The 14,575-nt window shown below is 70.5% G+C and carries 13 protein-coding genes and 1 pseudogene; 11 read left to right on the plus strand and 3 right to left on the minus strand.

Annotated features, from left to right (window positions below; all coding sequences use genetic code 11):
* The first annotated feature begins 128 nt into the window (after positions 1 to 128).
* From ACIQBL_RS26775 to ACIQBL_RS26795, 5 genes are all read left to right on the plus strand, one after another.
* The gene (locus ACIQBL_RS26775; protein WP_401945529.1) at positions 129 to 266 is read left to right on the plus strand and encodes a hypothetical protein; all 138 of its coding nucleotides are present in this window, start codon (positions 129 to 131) and stop codon (positions 264 to 266) included.
* Complete coding sequence (locus tag ACIQBL_RS26780; RefSeq protein WP_401945530.1) at positions 263 to 955, plus strand: hypothetical protein; 693 nt, start codon at positions 263 to 265, stop codon at positions 953 to 955. Before ACIQBL_RS26775 ends, ACIQBL_RS26780 begins: the two co-directional genes overlap by 4 nt.
* A gap of 66 nt (positions 956 to 1,021) precedes the next feature.
* Positions 1,022 to 1,756, plus strand: a complete 735-nt coding sequence (locus ACIQBL_RS26785; RefSeq protein WP_401945532.1) for an antibiotic biosynthesis monooxygenase — start codon at positions 1,022 to 1,024, stop codon at positions 1,754 to 1,756.
* 71 nt (positions 1,757 to 1,827) lie between these two features.
* Positions 1,828 to 2,436: an ArsR/SmtB family transcription factor gene (locus tag ACIQBL_RS26790; protein WP_401945534.1), complete on the plus strand. Its 609-nt coding sequence runs from the start codon at positions 1,828 to 1,830 to the stop codon at positions 2,434 to 2,436.
* Between the two features lie 25 nt (positions 2,437 to 2,461).
* Positions 2,462 to 3,187 carry an SRPBCC domain-containing protein gene (locus ACIQBL_RS26795; protein ID WP_401945536.1) on the plus strand — a complete coding sequence of 242 codons (726 nt, stop codon included), beginning with the start codon at positions 2,462 to 2,464 and terminating at the stop codon, positions 3,185 to 3,187.
* Positions 3,188 to 3,240: 53 nt separating this feature from the next.
* Here the strand turns inward: ACIQBL_RS26795 and ACIQBL_RS26800 are convergent, their stop codons facing one another.
* Complete coding sequence (locus ACIQBL_RS26800) at positions 3,241 to 5,064, minus strand: endonuclease/exonuclease/phosphatase family protein (RefSeq protein WP_401945537.1); 1,824 nt, start codon at positions 5,062 to 5,064, stop codon at positions 3,241 to 3,243.
* A gap of 313 nt (positions 5,065 to 5,377) precedes the next feature.
* On the opposite strand from ACIQBL_RS26800, the gene ACIQBL_RS26805 reads away from it, so the two are divergent.
* The 5 genes and pseudogenes from ACIQBL_RS26805 (at position 5,378) to ACIQBL_RS26825 (ending at position 11,108) form a co-directional block, all read left to right on the plus strand.
* Positions 5,378 to 6,814 (plus strand): hypothetical protein, encoded by a 1,437-nt coding sequence (locus ACIQBL_RS26805; protein WP_401945539.1) that lies wholly within the window; start codon positions 5,378 to 5,380, stop codon positions 6,812 to 6,814.
* Between the two features lie 625 nt (positions 6,815 to 7,439).
* Positions 7,440 to 8,891: an alkaline phosphatase PhoX gene (locus ACIQBL_RS26810; RefSeq protein ID WP_401945540.1), complete on the plus strand. Its 1,452-nt coding sequence runs from the start codon at positions 7,440 to 7,442 to the stop codon at positions 8,889 to 8,891.
* A 75-nt stretch (positions 8,892 to 8,966) separates the two neighbouring features.
* Positions 8,967 to 9,347: pseudogene (locus tag ACIQBL_RS26815) on the plus strand (TROVE domain-containing protein); the annotation flags it as partial.
* 83 nt (positions 9,348 to 9,430) lie between these two features.
* The gene (locus tag ACIQBL_RS26820; RefSeq protein WP_401945542.1) at positions 9,431 to 10,078 is read left to right on the plus strand and encodes a GntR family transcriptional regulator; all 648 of its coding nucleotides are present in this window, start codon (positions 9,431 to 9,433) and stop codon (positions 10,076 to 10,078) included.
* Between the two features lie 13 nt (positions 10,079 to 10,091).
* The gene (locus ACIQBL_RS26825; protein WP_401945544.1) at positions 10,092 to 11,108 is read left to right on the plus strand and encodes a 1-aminocyclopropane-1-carboxylate deaminase; all 1,017 of its coding nucleotides are present in this window, start codon (positions 10,092 to 10,094) and stop codon (positions 11,106 to 11,108) included.
* Positions 11,109 to 11,145: 37 nt separating this feature from the next.
* Here ACIQBL_RS26825 and ACIQBL_RS26830 read toward each other — a convergent pair whose 3' ends face one another.
* A complete protein-coding gene (locus tag ACIQBL_RS26830; protein ID WP_401945545.1) occupies positions 11,146 to 12,582 on the minus strand; it encodes an MFS transporter in 1,437 nt (478 codons plus the stop codon).
* A 146-nt stretch (positions 12,583 to 12,728) separates the two neighbouring features.
* Here ACIQBL_RS26830 and ACIQBL_RS26835 point away from each other — a divergent pair, with 146 nt between their 5' ends.
* Complete coding sequence (locus ACIQBL_RS26835) at positions 12,729 to 13,325, plus strand: TetR/AcrR family transcriptional regulator (protein WP_401945546.1); 597 nt, start codon at positions 12,729 to 12,731, stop codon at positions 13,323 to 13,325.
* Positions 13,326 to 13,385: 60 nt separating this feature from the next.
* Here the strand turns inward: ACIQBL_RS26835 and ACIQBL_RS26840 are convergent, their stop codons facing one another.
* A complete protein-coding gene (locus tag ACIQBL_RS26840) occupies positions 13,386 to 14,555 on the minus strand; it encodes a TerD family protein (RefSeq protein WP_401945800.1) in 1,170 nt (389 codons plus the stop codon).
* Between the last annotated feature and the right edge of the window lie 20 nt (positions 14,556 to 14,575).

Below are 14,575 nucleotides of genomic sequence, written 5' to 3' on the forward strand. Positions count from 1 at the left end.
TGCTGCGGAATGGGTCGTCTCGCGCGGATCGCCAAGGCCCTATGTCCAATGGGCCCCCTCATGGGTCACCATGGCCGGGAAGGTCATGGACGTGGGAAGTCGGTCCACCCCTGGTCACGGGAGGCGTCATGAAGCTCGGCAAGGCACTGGCCACCGGAGTCGCCGAAGAGCGGCCGCAGATCCACGAGGAGGAACTCGAACTTCCCGAGCAGGCCGCGGAGTTCGAGGGAGCGCAGGCGTCCGAAGAGGTCCCGGTCGCCCGATGAGGCTGCGGCTCCCCGAGGAACGTCCGACGGAGCCGCCGACCGGATTCAAGATCGCCCACCCGGTGCTGTCGCAGGACGGCACCCGGGCCGGGTTCACCGGTGTGTCGCTGGGCGGCGCGCTGCCGTACGGAGTCGTGGCCGACGCATCCTGCGTGTACGGCCGACGGCACCGGGCACCCGCGCGGCTGTGCGACTGCGGATTCCACTGTGTGCACGAACGGGCGGCGGCGGAAGCCCTGTTGTGCACCGAGGAGCACCGCGCGGCGGTCCTCCTCGACATCACCGTGCTCGGCGCCTACATCCGCTTCGAACGCGGCTTCCGCTACGCCCGCCAGCGCGTCCGCACCGCCACCGTCGGCCCCTGTACCTGCGGAGCGCGGGCCGTCGCGCTCGCCGACGCCGGCTGGGGCAGGCCCGGTTGGCGCGCCCTGGCCGCCGTGTGCGCGGGCTGCGTCCGCGGCCGTACGTCCGTCTCGCTCGCCACGTTCGCGCGGCTGGCCGGGGACGGGCTGCGGGTGGTGGCGGGGAGCGACGGGGTGGTCGCGACCGTCGACCCGGGGCTGCCCGAAGGGCTCGGTGTGCCCGAACTCGTCGCGGAGGCCGCCCTGTTGCAGGCCAGGCTCGACTGGTTCCAGAGCCGGTTGGCACATCTGGAAGGGGGCGGGGCGCAGAAACAGGCAGGGCCTTGACCTCAATGCCTGTCGAGGTTGAAGGGTGGTCGGTACACGCGCCCGTACCGAACCCCGGAGGCCCGCATGACCCGTCGTACCGACTCCCACCCCGACCTCGCCGACCCCCGCGTCGGCGCCCCCGTCTTCAGCACCTGGCGCGTGGGTACGCCCTTGCGCCGGCGTCGGGCCGTCGAGGCGGTCGCCCGCGCCTGGGAGCGTCGGCCGTGGCCCGCCGGTGACCTCCTCGGCCACCACGTCTACACCGGGCACGACACCTCCACCCTCCTGCACTACTCGCAGTGGACGAGCGAGCAGGCCTACGAGAGGTTCCTGCTGCATCCATCAGCGGCTTCGCTGCGGGCCCTCCGCCAGGAGCGCGTCGACGAGATCGACACCGCCGTACCCGGCATCGAGCGGCTCGCCCTCGGCCGCTACCGGCACTACCGCAGCGGCGGCGGCCCGGCGGAAGGGGGAGACAGCCGTGTCCCCGGGTGCGTCGTGATCGTCGACATCGAGTTCGACGGGCCCGACCCCGACCGCCAACGCGCCTGGGTGGACGCCGTCTTCGAGGCCCTGGAGAACGAGCCCGCCCCGCATCCCGGCGGCATCTCCGCCCACTTCCACCTCTCCACCGACGGCACCCGCGTCCTCAACTACGCCGAGTGGGACAGCGCCCGGTCCCACATCGAGGCCCTCGCGGCCCCCGGCGACGGCATCGGCTCCGCCACCGCCCTCTGGGAACGCGTCCAGACCTGGCCGGGACTCAAGAGCGGCACGGTCAGCCGCTACGACCACGCGCTCGGCCTCGTCCCCGACTGAGCGCGGAGGCGGCTTCCGCCGACAACCCCAACCCCCTGGACAAAAAAAGTGTTCGGTGGGACGGTGGAGGCATGCTGGACGTCACCGTGATCGAGGACCCCGAGGCCGCCGCCGTCTCGCTGGACCCCATAAGGGCCCGGCTGCTCGCCGAGCTGGCGGCGGGACCCGCGTCCGCCACCATGCTCGCCGGCAAGGTCGGACTGCCCCGGCAGAAGGTGAACTACCACCTCAAGGCGCTGGAGCGGCACGGCCTGGTCGAGCTGGCCGGGGAGCGGCGCAAGGGGAATGTCACCGAGCGGGTGATGCGGGCGACCGCCGCGTCGTACGTCATCTCGCCGCTCGCGCTCGCCGCCGTGCAGCCGGACCCGGACCGGTTCCGCGACCAGCTCTCCGCGCGCTGGCTGCTGGCGCTCGGCGCCCGGCTGGTGCGGGACGTCGGTTCGCTGATCACCGGGGCGACCAAGGCCCACAAGCGGCTGGCGACCTACGCGCTCGACGGCGAGGTCCGTTTCGCCTCGGCCGCCGACCGGGCCGCGTTCATCCAGGAACTGACCGCCGGGGTGAGCGCCCTCATCCGCAAGTATGACGCGGGTGACGCCGAGGAGGGCCGCGACCACCGGATCGTCGTGGCCGTCCACCCCACGGTCAAGAAACCGTCCACCCCGGAACTGGACCAGTAGAGCCAGTAGTACTCAGGAGCCAGCCATGTCCAAGGAATTCGAGATCGTCTACGAGTTCGAGGTCGACGCCACTCCGGAGGAGGTGTGGGAGGCCATCACCGACGGCACCGGCGGCTGGCTGTGGCCGATGGAGTTCGACGGGGAGAGGCGTGTCGGGCCCTTCGGGTCCACCCTCACCAACTTCGACCCGCCGCACCGGCTCACCGCCCTCAGCGAGGACGTCGGCTTCCCGACCCAGAGCCTCAACCAGATCGACGAGACCATCGAACCCCGCGACGACGGCCGCCGCGCCTGGGTGCGGTACGTGCACAGCGGGATCTTCACCGACGACTGGGACAACCAGTACGACGGAGCGAGCAAGCACAACGCGTTCTACCTGCACACCCTGCGGGAGTACGTCACCCACTTCGCGGGCCGGCCGGTCGCGTTCGCGACGCTCAACGGCCCTGATGCCTCAACCACCGCCGACGCCTTCGGAGTTGTCGGCCGGGCCCTCGGCCTCGCGGACGACACCGAGCAAGGGGCACGGGTCCAGGCCCGCGGGCCCGAGGGCCAACTCCTGGACGCCGTACTGGACTTCCGCGACCCGTACTTCATCGGACTGCGCACCGACAGCGCGTTGATCCGTCTCTTCGGGCGCAACCACTGGGGTGCCCCGGTCGGCGTCAGCGTCCACGACTTCGCCCCGGACGCCGACGCCAAGGCGAACGAACTCGCCTGGCAGAACTGGCTGGACGGGGCCTTCGCCTGACCTGGTGCAAGTCGGCGAGACCCCGTCCACCCACCCCCGTGGGCCCGTAGGTGCTACGGCTGGAAGCGCAGCACCTGCGGGTCGTGGTCGCTGATCTGGTCGTTGAACTCCGAGTTGATGTGGACGCTGTCGTACTCGAAGCAGTCCTTGCGGATCGACGGGCTGATCAGGATCTGGTCCAGGACCTGCTGGTTGCCCTGGTAGTCGTACGTGTAACGCTCGTTCCTCGGCAGGGACTTGATCGCCGAGTAGAGTTCGCCGTCGCCTTCGAGGATCTTCGCGGTGTCGGAGAACTCGAAGTCGTTCATGTCGCCGAGCGCGAGCACGTCCGCGTTCTTCTGCGTGGCGAGGATCTCGTTGACGAAGGCGTTGACCGCCGTCGCCTGCGCGTGGCGCTGGGTCTCCGAGCTGCGGGTGACCGGCTGGTACTGCGCGGTCAGGGACTGGTCGCCGCCCTTGGAGATCAGGTGGTTGGCGATCACGAAGACCGTCCTGCCCTTGAACACGAACTCGCCTACGAGCGGCTTGCGGCTCGCGGTCCAGGCCGCGTTGGCCGGGTCGATCCGGCCCGGGGAGACGGTCAGCTGGGCCTTGCCGCGCACCTTGGTGACGCCGACGGCCGTCGTGGAGTCGCCGCCCGCGCGGTCGGTGAAGGAGACCCGCTGCGGGTTGAACAGGAACACCTGGCGGATGTTGCCGCCGGGCTGGCCGCCGTCCTGGTCGTTGACCGGGTCGATCGAGCGCCAGTCGTACTTCGGGCCGCCCGCCGCGACGATCGCGTCGATCAGCTTGTTGACCGTGACGCTCGCGTCGACCGTGCCGTCGTCGGTGGCACCGTTGTCGTCCTGGATCTCTTCCAGGGACACGATGTCGGGGGACTGCAGGTTGTTCACGATCGCGGCGGCGTGCGCGGCGAACGTGCCGTCGGACGGGTCGAGGTTCTCGACGTTGTACGTCGCGACCGCCAGCTCGTTCCGCGACTGCTTCTTCGTCGTCTCGCGCTGGAGGCCGCCGCTCTTCACGGTGCCGATCTCGTTCGCGACGAGGGTGTAGCCGCCGAACTGGTTGAAGTCCAGCGGACCGGACGTGGTGCCGGTGAGCTTGTCGCCGACGTTCACGACGGGGAAGTCCGCCGTCGCGCCCAGGGACTGGATCTGCAGGCGGCCGGTGTTCTGCGAGGTGTAGGAGCCGTAGACGGTGCCGCCGCGGCGACTGGCGTTCTCGTGCGGCTTCACCGTGGCCCACAGCTCGGAGTACGGGTCGGTCGCGGTGACCACGCGCGCGTCGGCGACCTGGACGTTCATGCCCTCCAGGGACTCGTAGTAGTCCAGGGCGTACTTCGTCGGCTCCAGGGTCAGCCCGTTGATCGAACCGCTCGCGGCGGTGTCACCGGCCGGCGTGTACTCGTTCGGCACGGACCTGGCGTCGATCACGGTGGCGGCCGGTACCGCGTTGCCGCTGGAGACGACGGTGACCGTCGGCTTGGTGATCTCGGTCAGCGACTGGTTGCCCGTGGAGGCACCGCCCGGGACGTACTCGGAGACCGTGCCGGAGACGGTGACCGCGTCGCCGACGGCGACCTTCGGGGCCGAGCCGGTGAAGACGAACACGCCCTCACTGGTGGCCGGGTTGTCGTCCGGGGTCGTGTCCTGGAACCAGAAGCCCTTGGACGAGCCGTACGTGCGTATGCCCGTGACGACGCCCGGTACGTCCGCGACCTTCTGGCCGGCGTACGGGGACACCCGGGTCGTGCCCTGGATGTCGTGGATGCGGACGCCGTCGGCGTGCGCGGGCGAGGTGAGAACGATCGTGGACGCCACGGAACAGGCGGCGGCGACGGTGAGCGCGGCGAGACGCGCGGAGGTCTTGCTCGGCAACGGGATCCCTCCGGGGACATGCATGAGTGCCGGGACGAGAGTGGGTGGAGCGGGTACAGCGGCGGTGGGAGCCGCGACCGGTGGGGCGGTAGCGACGCGCGTAGAAGATACCGAAGACGTGTGTCCATGACATTTCTACGCGCGTCAATCTCGTTCCTGGGCCGCCCAGTTGTCAAGGTTTCAGCCATGTACGCCGGGTGGCCAGCACATGAACCGGGCGGCATGGGTCGAAATCCGTCTAGGCTGAGCGGCTGAGTCGTGTGTCGTGTACGGCCGTCGTACGGCCATCGAGGCGCCCTAGGAGAACCCGCCGATGTCAGACAGCTCCCCCCTGCCGCCGGTGCGGCTGCACTCCGAAGCGGAGCTGGCGCGCGACGCGCTGTCCACCCCCCTGCTCGCCCGGGCCGCGCGGCTGGCCCGCTGGGCGGGACCCGGCACCCGCGTCGACGCCGGTGGGGGCCTCGTCGACGAGCAACTGCCCGCCGCGGCCGAACTGCTCGGGCTGACCGGTGACGACGCCGCGGCCGACGCGAGCGAGGCCTGGCGGGTCGCCGTGGACACCGGGCTCGTCGAGGTCGTCGACGAGGAGGAGGGCACCGTGGCGGCGGGCGAGGAGCTGGCGCTGCTCACCTCCGGCTCGCCGAACGACGTCCTCGCGGTCTGGCTCGGCGCCCTCGACACCCTCCTCGCGGACGCGAGCGTGCCCGATCTGGACGGTCTTGTCGACGCCGTGGACGAGGGCGGCGAGGTCGATTTCTCGTCACTCGACTGGGATCCCGAGGCGGAGGCCGAGTTCCTCGACGGCGTCCTCGCCAACCTCTATCTGCTGACCGTCAACGAGGACGGCCCCGGCGACGGCCCCGTCCCGCTGCCCGCGCTGGCCGCCTCGATGATCGTGCCCAGCGACATGGGGGAGCCCACCAACGACGTACTGGAACAGGTCTCCGACGCGATGATGCGCCTCGACGACCAGTTCCGGCTCCTCGAACCGGTCGGGATCGTCGAGTACCAGCCCGTCGACGAGGCCCTGATGACCGACCTCGACGAACCCGCCGACGAACCCGCGACACCTGTCGACGAGACCGACGTCTCCCGCTACGGCATGGTGCGGCTCACCCCGCTCGGCCTCTACGGCCTGCGGGCCCGCCTCCTGGAGGCCGGCTTCGCCGCCCCCGCCGTAGGAGATCTCGCGGACAAGGGCGCGGACGCGCTGCTCGACGGGACGTCCAGCTTCCCGCAGGGGGCCGCGCGGGCCGAGACCGAGCAGTGGCTGGCCGGCCGTGAACCCCTCGCCGCAGCACGGGAGTTGCTGGCGGCGGCCCGTGGCAGCGACACGGGCGCACCGCTACGGCGGCTGCTCTGTCAGCAGGCGCTCTCCCTCGTCGGTGAGGAGGCCGAGCCCGCGCTGCGCGAGGTGCTCGACGACCCCGAACTGGGCGGACTCGCCCGCGTCTGGCTGAGCGAACAGGGCGCGAGCGACGTCCCCGCACCCTCCGAGGAACTGGTGTTCTGGCTCACCGTCGACACCGTGGCCGCCCAACTGGCCGCCGAGGGCAACTCCGAGGAGTTGCAGGCCCTGGTCGAGGGACTGGCCCAGCAGCACAACGGGTTCTTCGCGGCGGCCTGGCGGGTGGACCACCCGGCGACCGCGGACGTCCTGGAGGCGATGGGACGGCTCCACCCCGACAAGCGGATCGCGAAGGAAGCACGGAAGGCGGCCTTCAAGGCGCGTTCCCAGCAAGGGAGTTGACGCGGAAAGCCGGGGTGCGGGGCCGCCGGACTCCCCACACCCCGACCGTTCACCGCCTCAGCAGTGGTGGCTCGTCGTGTGCTTGAACGACGAGGTGTCCCCGTTGAAGCCGTACGTACCCCGGTAGGCCGGCGGGAGCTGTCACTCGGCCGGCCGCCAGTCGGTCCTCGCATCATCTCGGGCCGGCTCACGCCAGATCACCTCATCGGATTACGGCTCTTGGTCCCTTATGGGCTGCGGCGATCGCGCCTCTCGAAAGGGCCGTTCAGGGGGCACTTCCCGCTCACACGGGCCGGCTGCGTGAACCGGCCCTCCGCGGTGGGCACTTCAGGTCTGTGGCCAGGTGGCAGGCAGAGTCCAGGCAATCTGAAATGAATCACGGGTTTCGCCCCGATCCGTACTTTCCATCCGATCTACTCCTTTTGGCCTTGCTTCCGAAGTGCCGGCCGGGCAAGTCCTCCGATGCGGAGGACTTTTGGGTCCCGTGGGGGAGTGCATACGGATTCATGGAAGAGAGGCAGGTGATGTCGCCCCGCGTTCAACTCCCGTTCAGACATGGGCGGAAGCGTGGCGCCGACCGAGGTCCGCCACTCTCCACGGCACACCCACCGTCACAGGAGACACCATGTCGCTCACCCGCAGAGACTTCACCGCGAAATCCGCGATCACCGGTGCCGGGGTCGCCCTGGCGGGCAGCGTCGGCGCTCTCGCCACCGCGCCGAACGCCCTCGCGTCCACCGACACCGAGGAGTCGGCGGCCGAATACGGACACGGACCCGGTCACGTCGGCGTCGGCTACGGCCCGCTGATCGCCGACCCGGACGGCCTCCTCGCCCTCCCCGCCGGCTTCAAGTACCGCGTCATCACCTACAGCGGCAAGACCCGGCTGGAGTCAGGGGAGTTCACCCCCTCCAACCACGACGGCACATCCACCTTCGACGGCCCGCGCGGCGCCACCCTCCTCGTCAACAACCACGAGCTGGCCGGCCCCCGCGCCAACTGGCCCCACCCCGTCCCGCTCACCGAGGGCCTCGTCTACGACCCCGCCGCGGCCGGCGGCTGCACGGTCGTCGAGGTCCGCCGCGACCACGTCGCCGAGTGGGTCGGCATCGCCGGCACCGCCACCAACTGCGCGGGCGGCAACACCCCTTGGGGCACCTGGCTCACCTGCGAGGAGACCGAGGACAAGGCCGGCACCAACGGCTTCACCAAGGACCACGGCTACGTCTTCGAGGTGGACCCGGTCGACCGCCGCGCCAACCGAAACCCCAAGCCGATCAAGGCACTTGGCCGCTACGCCCACGAGGCCGTCGTCGTCGACCCCAAGCGCGGCCACCTCTACCTGACCGAGGACGCGTCGAACCCCAACGGCCTCCTCTACCGCTGGACCCCGCCCGAGCACTTCCACCACGGCCGCGGCAGGCTCCGCACCCTGGCCGACGACGCGGGCGTCCTCCAGGCCTTCAAGTGCTTCGACTCCGGCGGCCAGTTCGTCGACGACCTCTCCCGCGCCACGAAGATCGGCACGGTGTACGGCGTGGACTGGGTGGACGTCCCCGACCGCGACGCCAGGTCGACCTCCGTCCGCAAGCAGTTCACCGCGGGCCAGGTCACCCGCGCCCGCAAGCTGGAGGGCATGTGGTGGGGCGACGGCGGCACGTACATCGTCTCCTCCTTCGCCCGCACGGAGAGCCCCGTCCAGCACGACGGCGCCGTCTGGTTCTACGACCCCAAGCGCCGCACCCTCACTCTCAAGGTCCTCCTCGGCGTCAACCCCGCCCCGTCCGTGGACGGTGCGTTCGACGGCCCCGACAACATCACCGTCTCCCCCTACGGCGGCCTCGTCATCGCCGAGGACGGCGAGGGCGTCCAGCACCTGTTCGGCGCGACCGACTCCGGCCGCACCTACCCGATCGCCCGCAACGAACTCAACATCGGCACCGCAGAGAAGCCGGAGTACAGCGAGTTCACCGGGGTGACCTTCTCGCCGGACGGTCGCACCCTGTACGCGAACATCCAGACCCCGGGGATCATGTTGGCGATCACGGGGCCTTGGAAGCGGCAGAAGCGCGGCTAGTCAATTCGTTCGCCCACCATCGGCTGTGCCTCCTGCTCTGAGATCACGACAGCACGCGCCTCCCGGTGCGAAGGCGGCGGTTACTTCTTCTCGCGGCTGTCCGACCGCTCGGAGCTCAACCGGGCCGACGCGGCGGCGATCTTCGGCACGGCGCTCGCGCTGCGGGCGGCGGACGCGGACCTCGTCGAGTTCGGTACCACGAGCAAGCGCCTGGACTTCGGCGCGGGCGAGTCGGTGCTCAAGGTCCTCGGCCGCTTCGGCGACCTGGGCGGTACCGACACCACCTCGGCGGTCCGCTCGCACTACCGGGGCCAGGACCGGGTCCTGATCATCACCGACGAGCAGGCCGCGTACAGCCACTACGGCGACCCGACCGAGCAGGTCCCGGCCCATGTGCCGGTCTGCACCCGGAACCTCGCCGGGTACCGGGACGCGGACTGGCCCTGGGCCGCCTGACGTGTGACGTGTGACCCGCACCCCCACACGGGTGCGGGTCACACCCTTGTCCGACGGGAGATTGACATCTAACATTTCAGTTCATGAACGCCCTACGGCCCGTCCCGCGCACCCTCCTCCGCGACCACGCCTACGCCTCCATCCGGGACGCCATCGTGGCCGGCGAGATCGAGCCCGGGGCGGTGGTGCGGGACGCCGATCTCGCCGAGCGGCTCGGGTTGTCGCGCGCACCGGTGCGGGAGGCGTTCTCGCGGCTGGTGGAGGAGGGGCTGCTGGAGAGCAAGCCGCAGAGCTACACCCGGGTGACGCCGGTCGTGGCCGCCGAGGTGCGGGATGCCGCCGCCGTGGTCGGAGCCATGCACGAGTTGGTGACCCGGGTCGCCATACCCCTCTTGCGGGACACGGACATCGACGTGATGCGCGCGGCCAACGACCGGTTCGCCGCCGCGGTGGCCGCCGGTGACGTGGACGCGGCCCTACGTGCCGACGACGAACTCCACGACGTACCGGTGCGGGTGAGCGGCAATCGCGCCGCCGCCGCCACTGTCGCCCGTTACACCCCGCTCATCCGCCGACTGGAGCGACGACGCTTCGGTGAGGGCGGTTCGTGCCGCTCGGCCGGACTGCACGAGCGGCTGATCGAGGCCTGCGCCGAAGGTGACACGGACGGTGCGGTCCGCGTCACGGCCGACATCTGGCACACCCTCGCAGACCTGGCCGACGCCGACTGACCCTGGAGATCCCATGTCCCTTTCCTCGTACGACCGTTACCCCCTCCTCTTCGGCCCCTCGCCCGTCCACCCGCTGGAGCGCCTCACCGCGCACCTCGGCGGTGCCGCCCTGTGGGCCAAGCGGGAGGACTGCAACTCCGGTGTGGCGTACGGCGGGAACAAGACCCGCAAGCTGGAGTACCTCGTCGCCGACGCCCTCGCGAAGGGCTGCGACACCCTCGTCTCGATCGGCGGTGTGCAGTCCAACCACACCCGCCAGGTCGCCGCCTGTGCCGCCCGCGCGGGGCTCAAGTGCGTGCTGATCCAGGAGAGCTGGGTGGAGTGGCCCGACTCCGTCTACGACAAGGTCGGCAACATCCTGATCAGCCGGCTCGCCGGAGCGGACGTACGGCTGGTGAAGGCCGGGTTCGGCATCGGCTTCAAGGAGAGCTGGGAGCAGGCGTTGAGGGAGGTCGAGGAGTCGGGCGGCAAGCCGTACGCCATCCCGGCCGGTGCCTCCGACCACCCGCTCGGCGGCCTCGGGTTCGCCAACTGGGCCCATGAAGTCGCCGAGCAGGAACGGGAGTCGGGCGTCTTCTTCGACACCGTGGTGGTGTGCTCGGTGACCGGTTCCACCCAGGCCGGCATGGTCGCCGGGTTCCGGGCGATCGAGGAGGCGGGCGGGCGCGAGCGCCGCGTGCTCGGCATCGACGCGTCGGCCAAGCCCGCCGAGACCCGCGAGCAGGTGGCCCGTATCGCCCAGCGGACCGGTCAACTCATCGGTGTCAAGCGGGAGTTGACTGTCGACGACGTCGAACTGGACGACCGCTACCACGCCGGCGTCTACGGCATCCCCGACGAGACCACCCTCGAAGCGATGCGCCTCGCCGCCCGCACCGAGGGGATGGTCACCGACCCCGTGTACGAGGGCAAGTCGATGGCCGGGATGATCGACCTCGTGGCACGCGGGGAGATCGGCCGGGACTCCACCGTGCTCTACGCCCACCTCGGCGGACAGCCCGCCCTGAACGCGTACAGCGCGCTGTTCTAGACCCGCTGTTCAGACCCCCGGTCCTGGATTCCCTGTCCTAGGCTCCCTCGGTCTTCCTCCCTGTGATCACGAACGCCGACACCAGCAGCGCGGTCAGGGCGATCAGCGCGCCGACGCCGAACGCGCGGGCCGCGCCGTGCACGAGGATGTCGGACGGCGATCCGGTCGCGTGCCGGGTCGCCGTACCGAAGACCGTGACCAGGACGGACAGGCCGAGGGTGCCGCCCAGCCACTGCAGGGTCTGCAGGAGGCCCGACGCGGCGCCCGCCTCGCGGGGTGCGATGCCCGCGAGGATCGTCGCGTTGAGGGGCATGAAACTGAGGCCGACGCCCGCACCCATCAGCAGCAGCGGGCCGAGAAGGCCGGTCAAGTAGCCGTCACCCGGGCGGAGTTGCCACAGCCACACGGCCGCGGTGACGAGCAGGGCCATACCGGTGAGCAGGATCGGTTTCGCGCCGAGGCGGGCGAGCAGGCGCGGTACGAAACGTACGACCGTGAACAGCGCCAGGGTCATCGGCAGGAAGGCGAAGCCCGCGCGCAACGGGCTGTAGTCCAGGACCCGTTGGCTGATCAGGGTGAGGAAGTAGAACGCGCCGAACATGCCCGCAGGCAGCAACAGGACGCCCACGTAACCGCCCGCGCGGTCGCGGCTCGCGAACAGGTGCAGCGGCATGATCGGTTGGTCGGCGCGGGACTCGACCAGGGTGAAGCCCACGAGCAGGGCAGCCGCCGCGCTGAACCCCAACTGCGCCTGGATATCGCTCCATCCGTCCGAGGAGACCCGGATGAACGCGTACACCAGGGAGGTCATTCCGGCGGTGCCGGTGAGGGCGCCCGCCGCGTCGAACCGGCCCGCGTGGCGCGGGGTTTCGGCGACGAAGCGGGGGAGGGCGAGGGCGACCGCGATGCCGATCGGCACGTTGATCAGCAGGGACCAGCGCCAGGACGCCCAGGAGGTGAGCATGCCGCCGAGGACCAGGCCTATCGAGGCGCCGATGCCGGCCATGGAGGTGTAGATCCCGAGCGCGTGGTGCCGGCGCGGGCCCTCCGGGAAGTTGGTGGTGAGCAGGGCGAGGGTGTTGGGCGCGACGAGCGCGGCGCCCACGCCCTGGAGCGCGCGGGCCGCGAGCAACCAGGCACTGTCGGTGGCCAGTCCGCCGAGCAGGGAGGACGAGGCGAAGAGCAGGACGCCGATCGTGAGCGTACGGCGGCGGCCGACGATGTCGCCGACCCGGCCGCCCAGCAGGAGCAGCCCGCCGAAGGCGAGCGTGTAGGCGTTGAGCACCCAGGACAGGCCGGTGGGGCTGAAGTCGAGGTCCTTCTGGATGGCGGGCAGCGCCACGTTGACGACGGTGGAGTCGACGCCGACCATCAGATAGGCGGTCACGATGACGAAGAGGACGGCGCCGAGCCTGGCGGGCCCGGGTGGTGCGGAGAGAGGATCGGTGGTGGACGGTGCGGACGGGGTGGACATGGAGTTCTCCCGGTCTGGCGTCCCCGGCTGAGCGGCGTGCGGGCAGCACGGACTGTCCGTCACGAACACATCGATAAGCGGGGACTGTCTCCGTTTAGTACTCGGTAAGATACGGAGACGGTCCCCGGTTCGCAAGGAGTATCTGGATGGCGCAGGTCAGGCCCATGCGCGCGGACGCCCGGCGCAACTACGAGCGACTGCTGAAGGTGGCGGCGGAGGCTTTCGCCGAGCATGGGGAGAACGCGTCCCTCGACGACATCGCCAAGCGCGCGGGCGTCGGGTCGGGCACGCTGTACCGGCACTTCCCGACCCGGCAGGCGCTGCTGGAGGCGGCCTACGTCGAACGGATCGAGGCGCTCGGAGCCCGCGCCGACGAGCTCGCGAAGGAACTCCCGCCGGGCGAGGCGCTGGCCGAGTGGCTGTACGAGGTCTGTGTCGGCACGATCCAGGTGCGGGGGATGAAGACCCTGCTGGGCTCGGCCGTCACGGACGGCAGCCAGGTCGCGCTCACGGCCTGCGCCACCTCCATGAAGGGCGCGGCACAGCGGCTGGTCGAGGCGGCGCAGCGGGAGGGGACCCTGCGTCAGGACATCGAGCCGATCGAGGTCCTGCGGCTGGCCCACGGGGTGTCCACAGCCTCGGAGCTGGCGAACGGGCAGGGAAAGCACATCCGCCGGTACCTGTCGCTGCTGACCGACGGCTTGCGGCCGTCCAGCGAGGGGTCGTCCGCCCACGGGGAGTGAACGCCGGGCGCCCCTCGCTCAGGGGCGCCCGCAGCGGTCGTAGGGCTGTGTTCGGGGTGGTTACAGTGCTTGGGCGGCGGGCTTCACCATGCCGCGTACCGTGCGGGACTTCACGAAGTCGCCCATCGCGGTCATGTCCCACTCGCCGGAGAACTGCTTGACGAGTTTGGCCATCATCACCCCGGTCTGTGCCTCGGCGTTGGTGAGGTCGAAGCGGACCAGTTCCTCGCCGGTCGCGGCGTCCAGGAGGCGGCAGTAGGCCTTGGCGACCTCGGTGAACTTCTGGCCGGAGAAGGAGTTGACGGTGAAGACCAGGCCGGTGACCTCCTGGGGGATGCGGCCGAGGTCGACGACGATCACCTCGTCGTCACCGCCGCCCTCGCCGGTGAGGTTGTCGCCGGAGTGCTTGATCGCGCCGTTCAGGATCGACAGCTTGCCGAAGTAGCAGCTGTCGATGTGGTTGCGCTGAGGGCCGTAGGCGATGACCGAGGCGTCCAGGTCGATGTCCTTGCCGCGGAACGCGGGCTCCCAGCCGAGGCCCATCTTGACCTGGGAGAGGAGCGGACGGCCGCCCTTGACCAGGGACACCGTCTGGTTCTTCTGGAGGCTGACGCGGCCCTTGTCGAGGTTGATCTTTCCGGCGCCGAGCGGGGGTGCGGCGGGCGGCGGCGGGGGAGTCGGGGGAGCCGCGGCGGCCACCGGCGCGGGCGGGGCCACCGGCGTCGGAGCCGGGGCCGGCTCCTCGACCGAGACGCCGAAGTCCGCCGCGATGCCCGCCAGGCCGTTCGCGTATCCCTGGCCGACCGCGCGGGCCTTCCAGACGCCGTTGCGCAGGTAGATCTCGACGACCACCAGGGCCGTCTCGGCGCCGAGCTGCGGGGGAGTGAACGTGCCCAGCACGCTGTTGTCGTCCGCGTCGCGGATCGTGGCCGTGGGCTCGATGCCCTGGAAGCTCTGGCCGGCCGCGTCCGGGCTGGCGGTGACGACGATCTTCTCGATGCCCGGCGGGACGGCGCCGGTGTCGACGGTGATCGCGTCGGGTGCCGTACCGCCGCCGGAGCGGTAGGTCACGCCGGGGCCCGTCGGCTGGTTGTAGAAGATGAAGTCGTCGTCGGAGCGCACCTTGCCGTCGCCCGTGAGCAGCAGGCCCGATACGTCGAGCCGCACCGGGGCGGCGACGTCCACCGTCACGCGCGCGGCGGAGAGAGGGATGTTCGAGCCGGGGGTCATAGCTGTCATGCCTCGTGAAC

It is taken from the genome of Streptomyces sp. NPDC088350 (assembly GCF_044753545.1).
GTDB lineage: Bacteria > Actinomycetota > Actinomycetes > Streptomycetales > Streptomycetaceae > Streptomyces.

Excerpts from the sequence above, each read along its gene's own strand:
- ACIQBL_RS26830 (WP_401945545.1), bottom strand. The coding sequence starts at position 12,582 with ATGTCCACCCCGTCCGCACCGTCCACCACCGATCCTCTCTCCGCACCA.
- ACIQBL_RS26820 (WP_401945542.1), top strand. The coding sequence starts at position 9,431 with ATGAACGCCCTACGGCCCGTCCCGCGCACCCTCCTCCGCGACCACGCC.
- ACIQBL_RS26790 (WP_401945534.1), top strand. The coding sequence starts at position 1,828 with ATGCTGGACGTCACCGTGATCGAGGACCCCGAGGCCGCCGCCGTCTCG.
- ACIQBL_RS26810 (WP_401945540.1), top strand. The coding sequence starts at position 7,440 with ATGTCGCTCACCCGCAGAGACTTCACCGCGAAATCCGCGATCACCGGT.
- ACIQBL_RS26835 (WP_401945546.1), top strand. The coding sequence starts at position 12,729 with ATGGCGCAGGTCAGGCCCATGCGCGCGGACGCCCGGCGCAACTACGAG.
- ACIQBL_RS26840 (WP_401945800.1), bottom strand. The coding sequence starts at position 14,555 with ATGACCCCCGGCTCGAACATCCCTCTCTCCGCCGCGCGCGTGACGGTG.
- ACIQBL_RS26805 (WP_401945539.1), top strand. The coding sequence starts at position 5,378 with ATGTCAGACAGCTCCCCCCTGCCGCCGGTGCGGCTGCACTCCGAAGCG.
- ACIQBL_RS26785 (WP_401945532.1), top strand. The coding sequence starts at position 1,022 with ATGACCCGTCGTACCGACTCCCACCCCGACCTCGCCGACCCCCGCGTC.
- ACIQBL_RS26780 (WP_401945530.1), top strand. The coding sequence starts at position 263 with ATGAGGCTGCGGCTCCCCGAGGAACGTCCGACGGAGCCGCCGACCGGA.
- ACIQBL_RS26775 (WP_401945529.1), top strand. The coding sequence starts at position 129 with ATGAAGCTCGGCAAGGCACTGGCCACCGGAGTCGCCGAAGAGCGGCCG.
- ACIQBL_RS26795 (WP_401945536.1), top strand. The coding sequence starts at position 2,462 with ATGTCCAAGGAATTCGAGATCGTCTACGAGTTCGAGGTCGACGCCACT.
- ACIQBL_RS26825 (WP_401945544.1), top strand. The coding sequence starts at position 10,092 with ATGTCCCTTTCCTCGTACGACCGTTACCCCCTCCTCTTCGGCCCCTCG.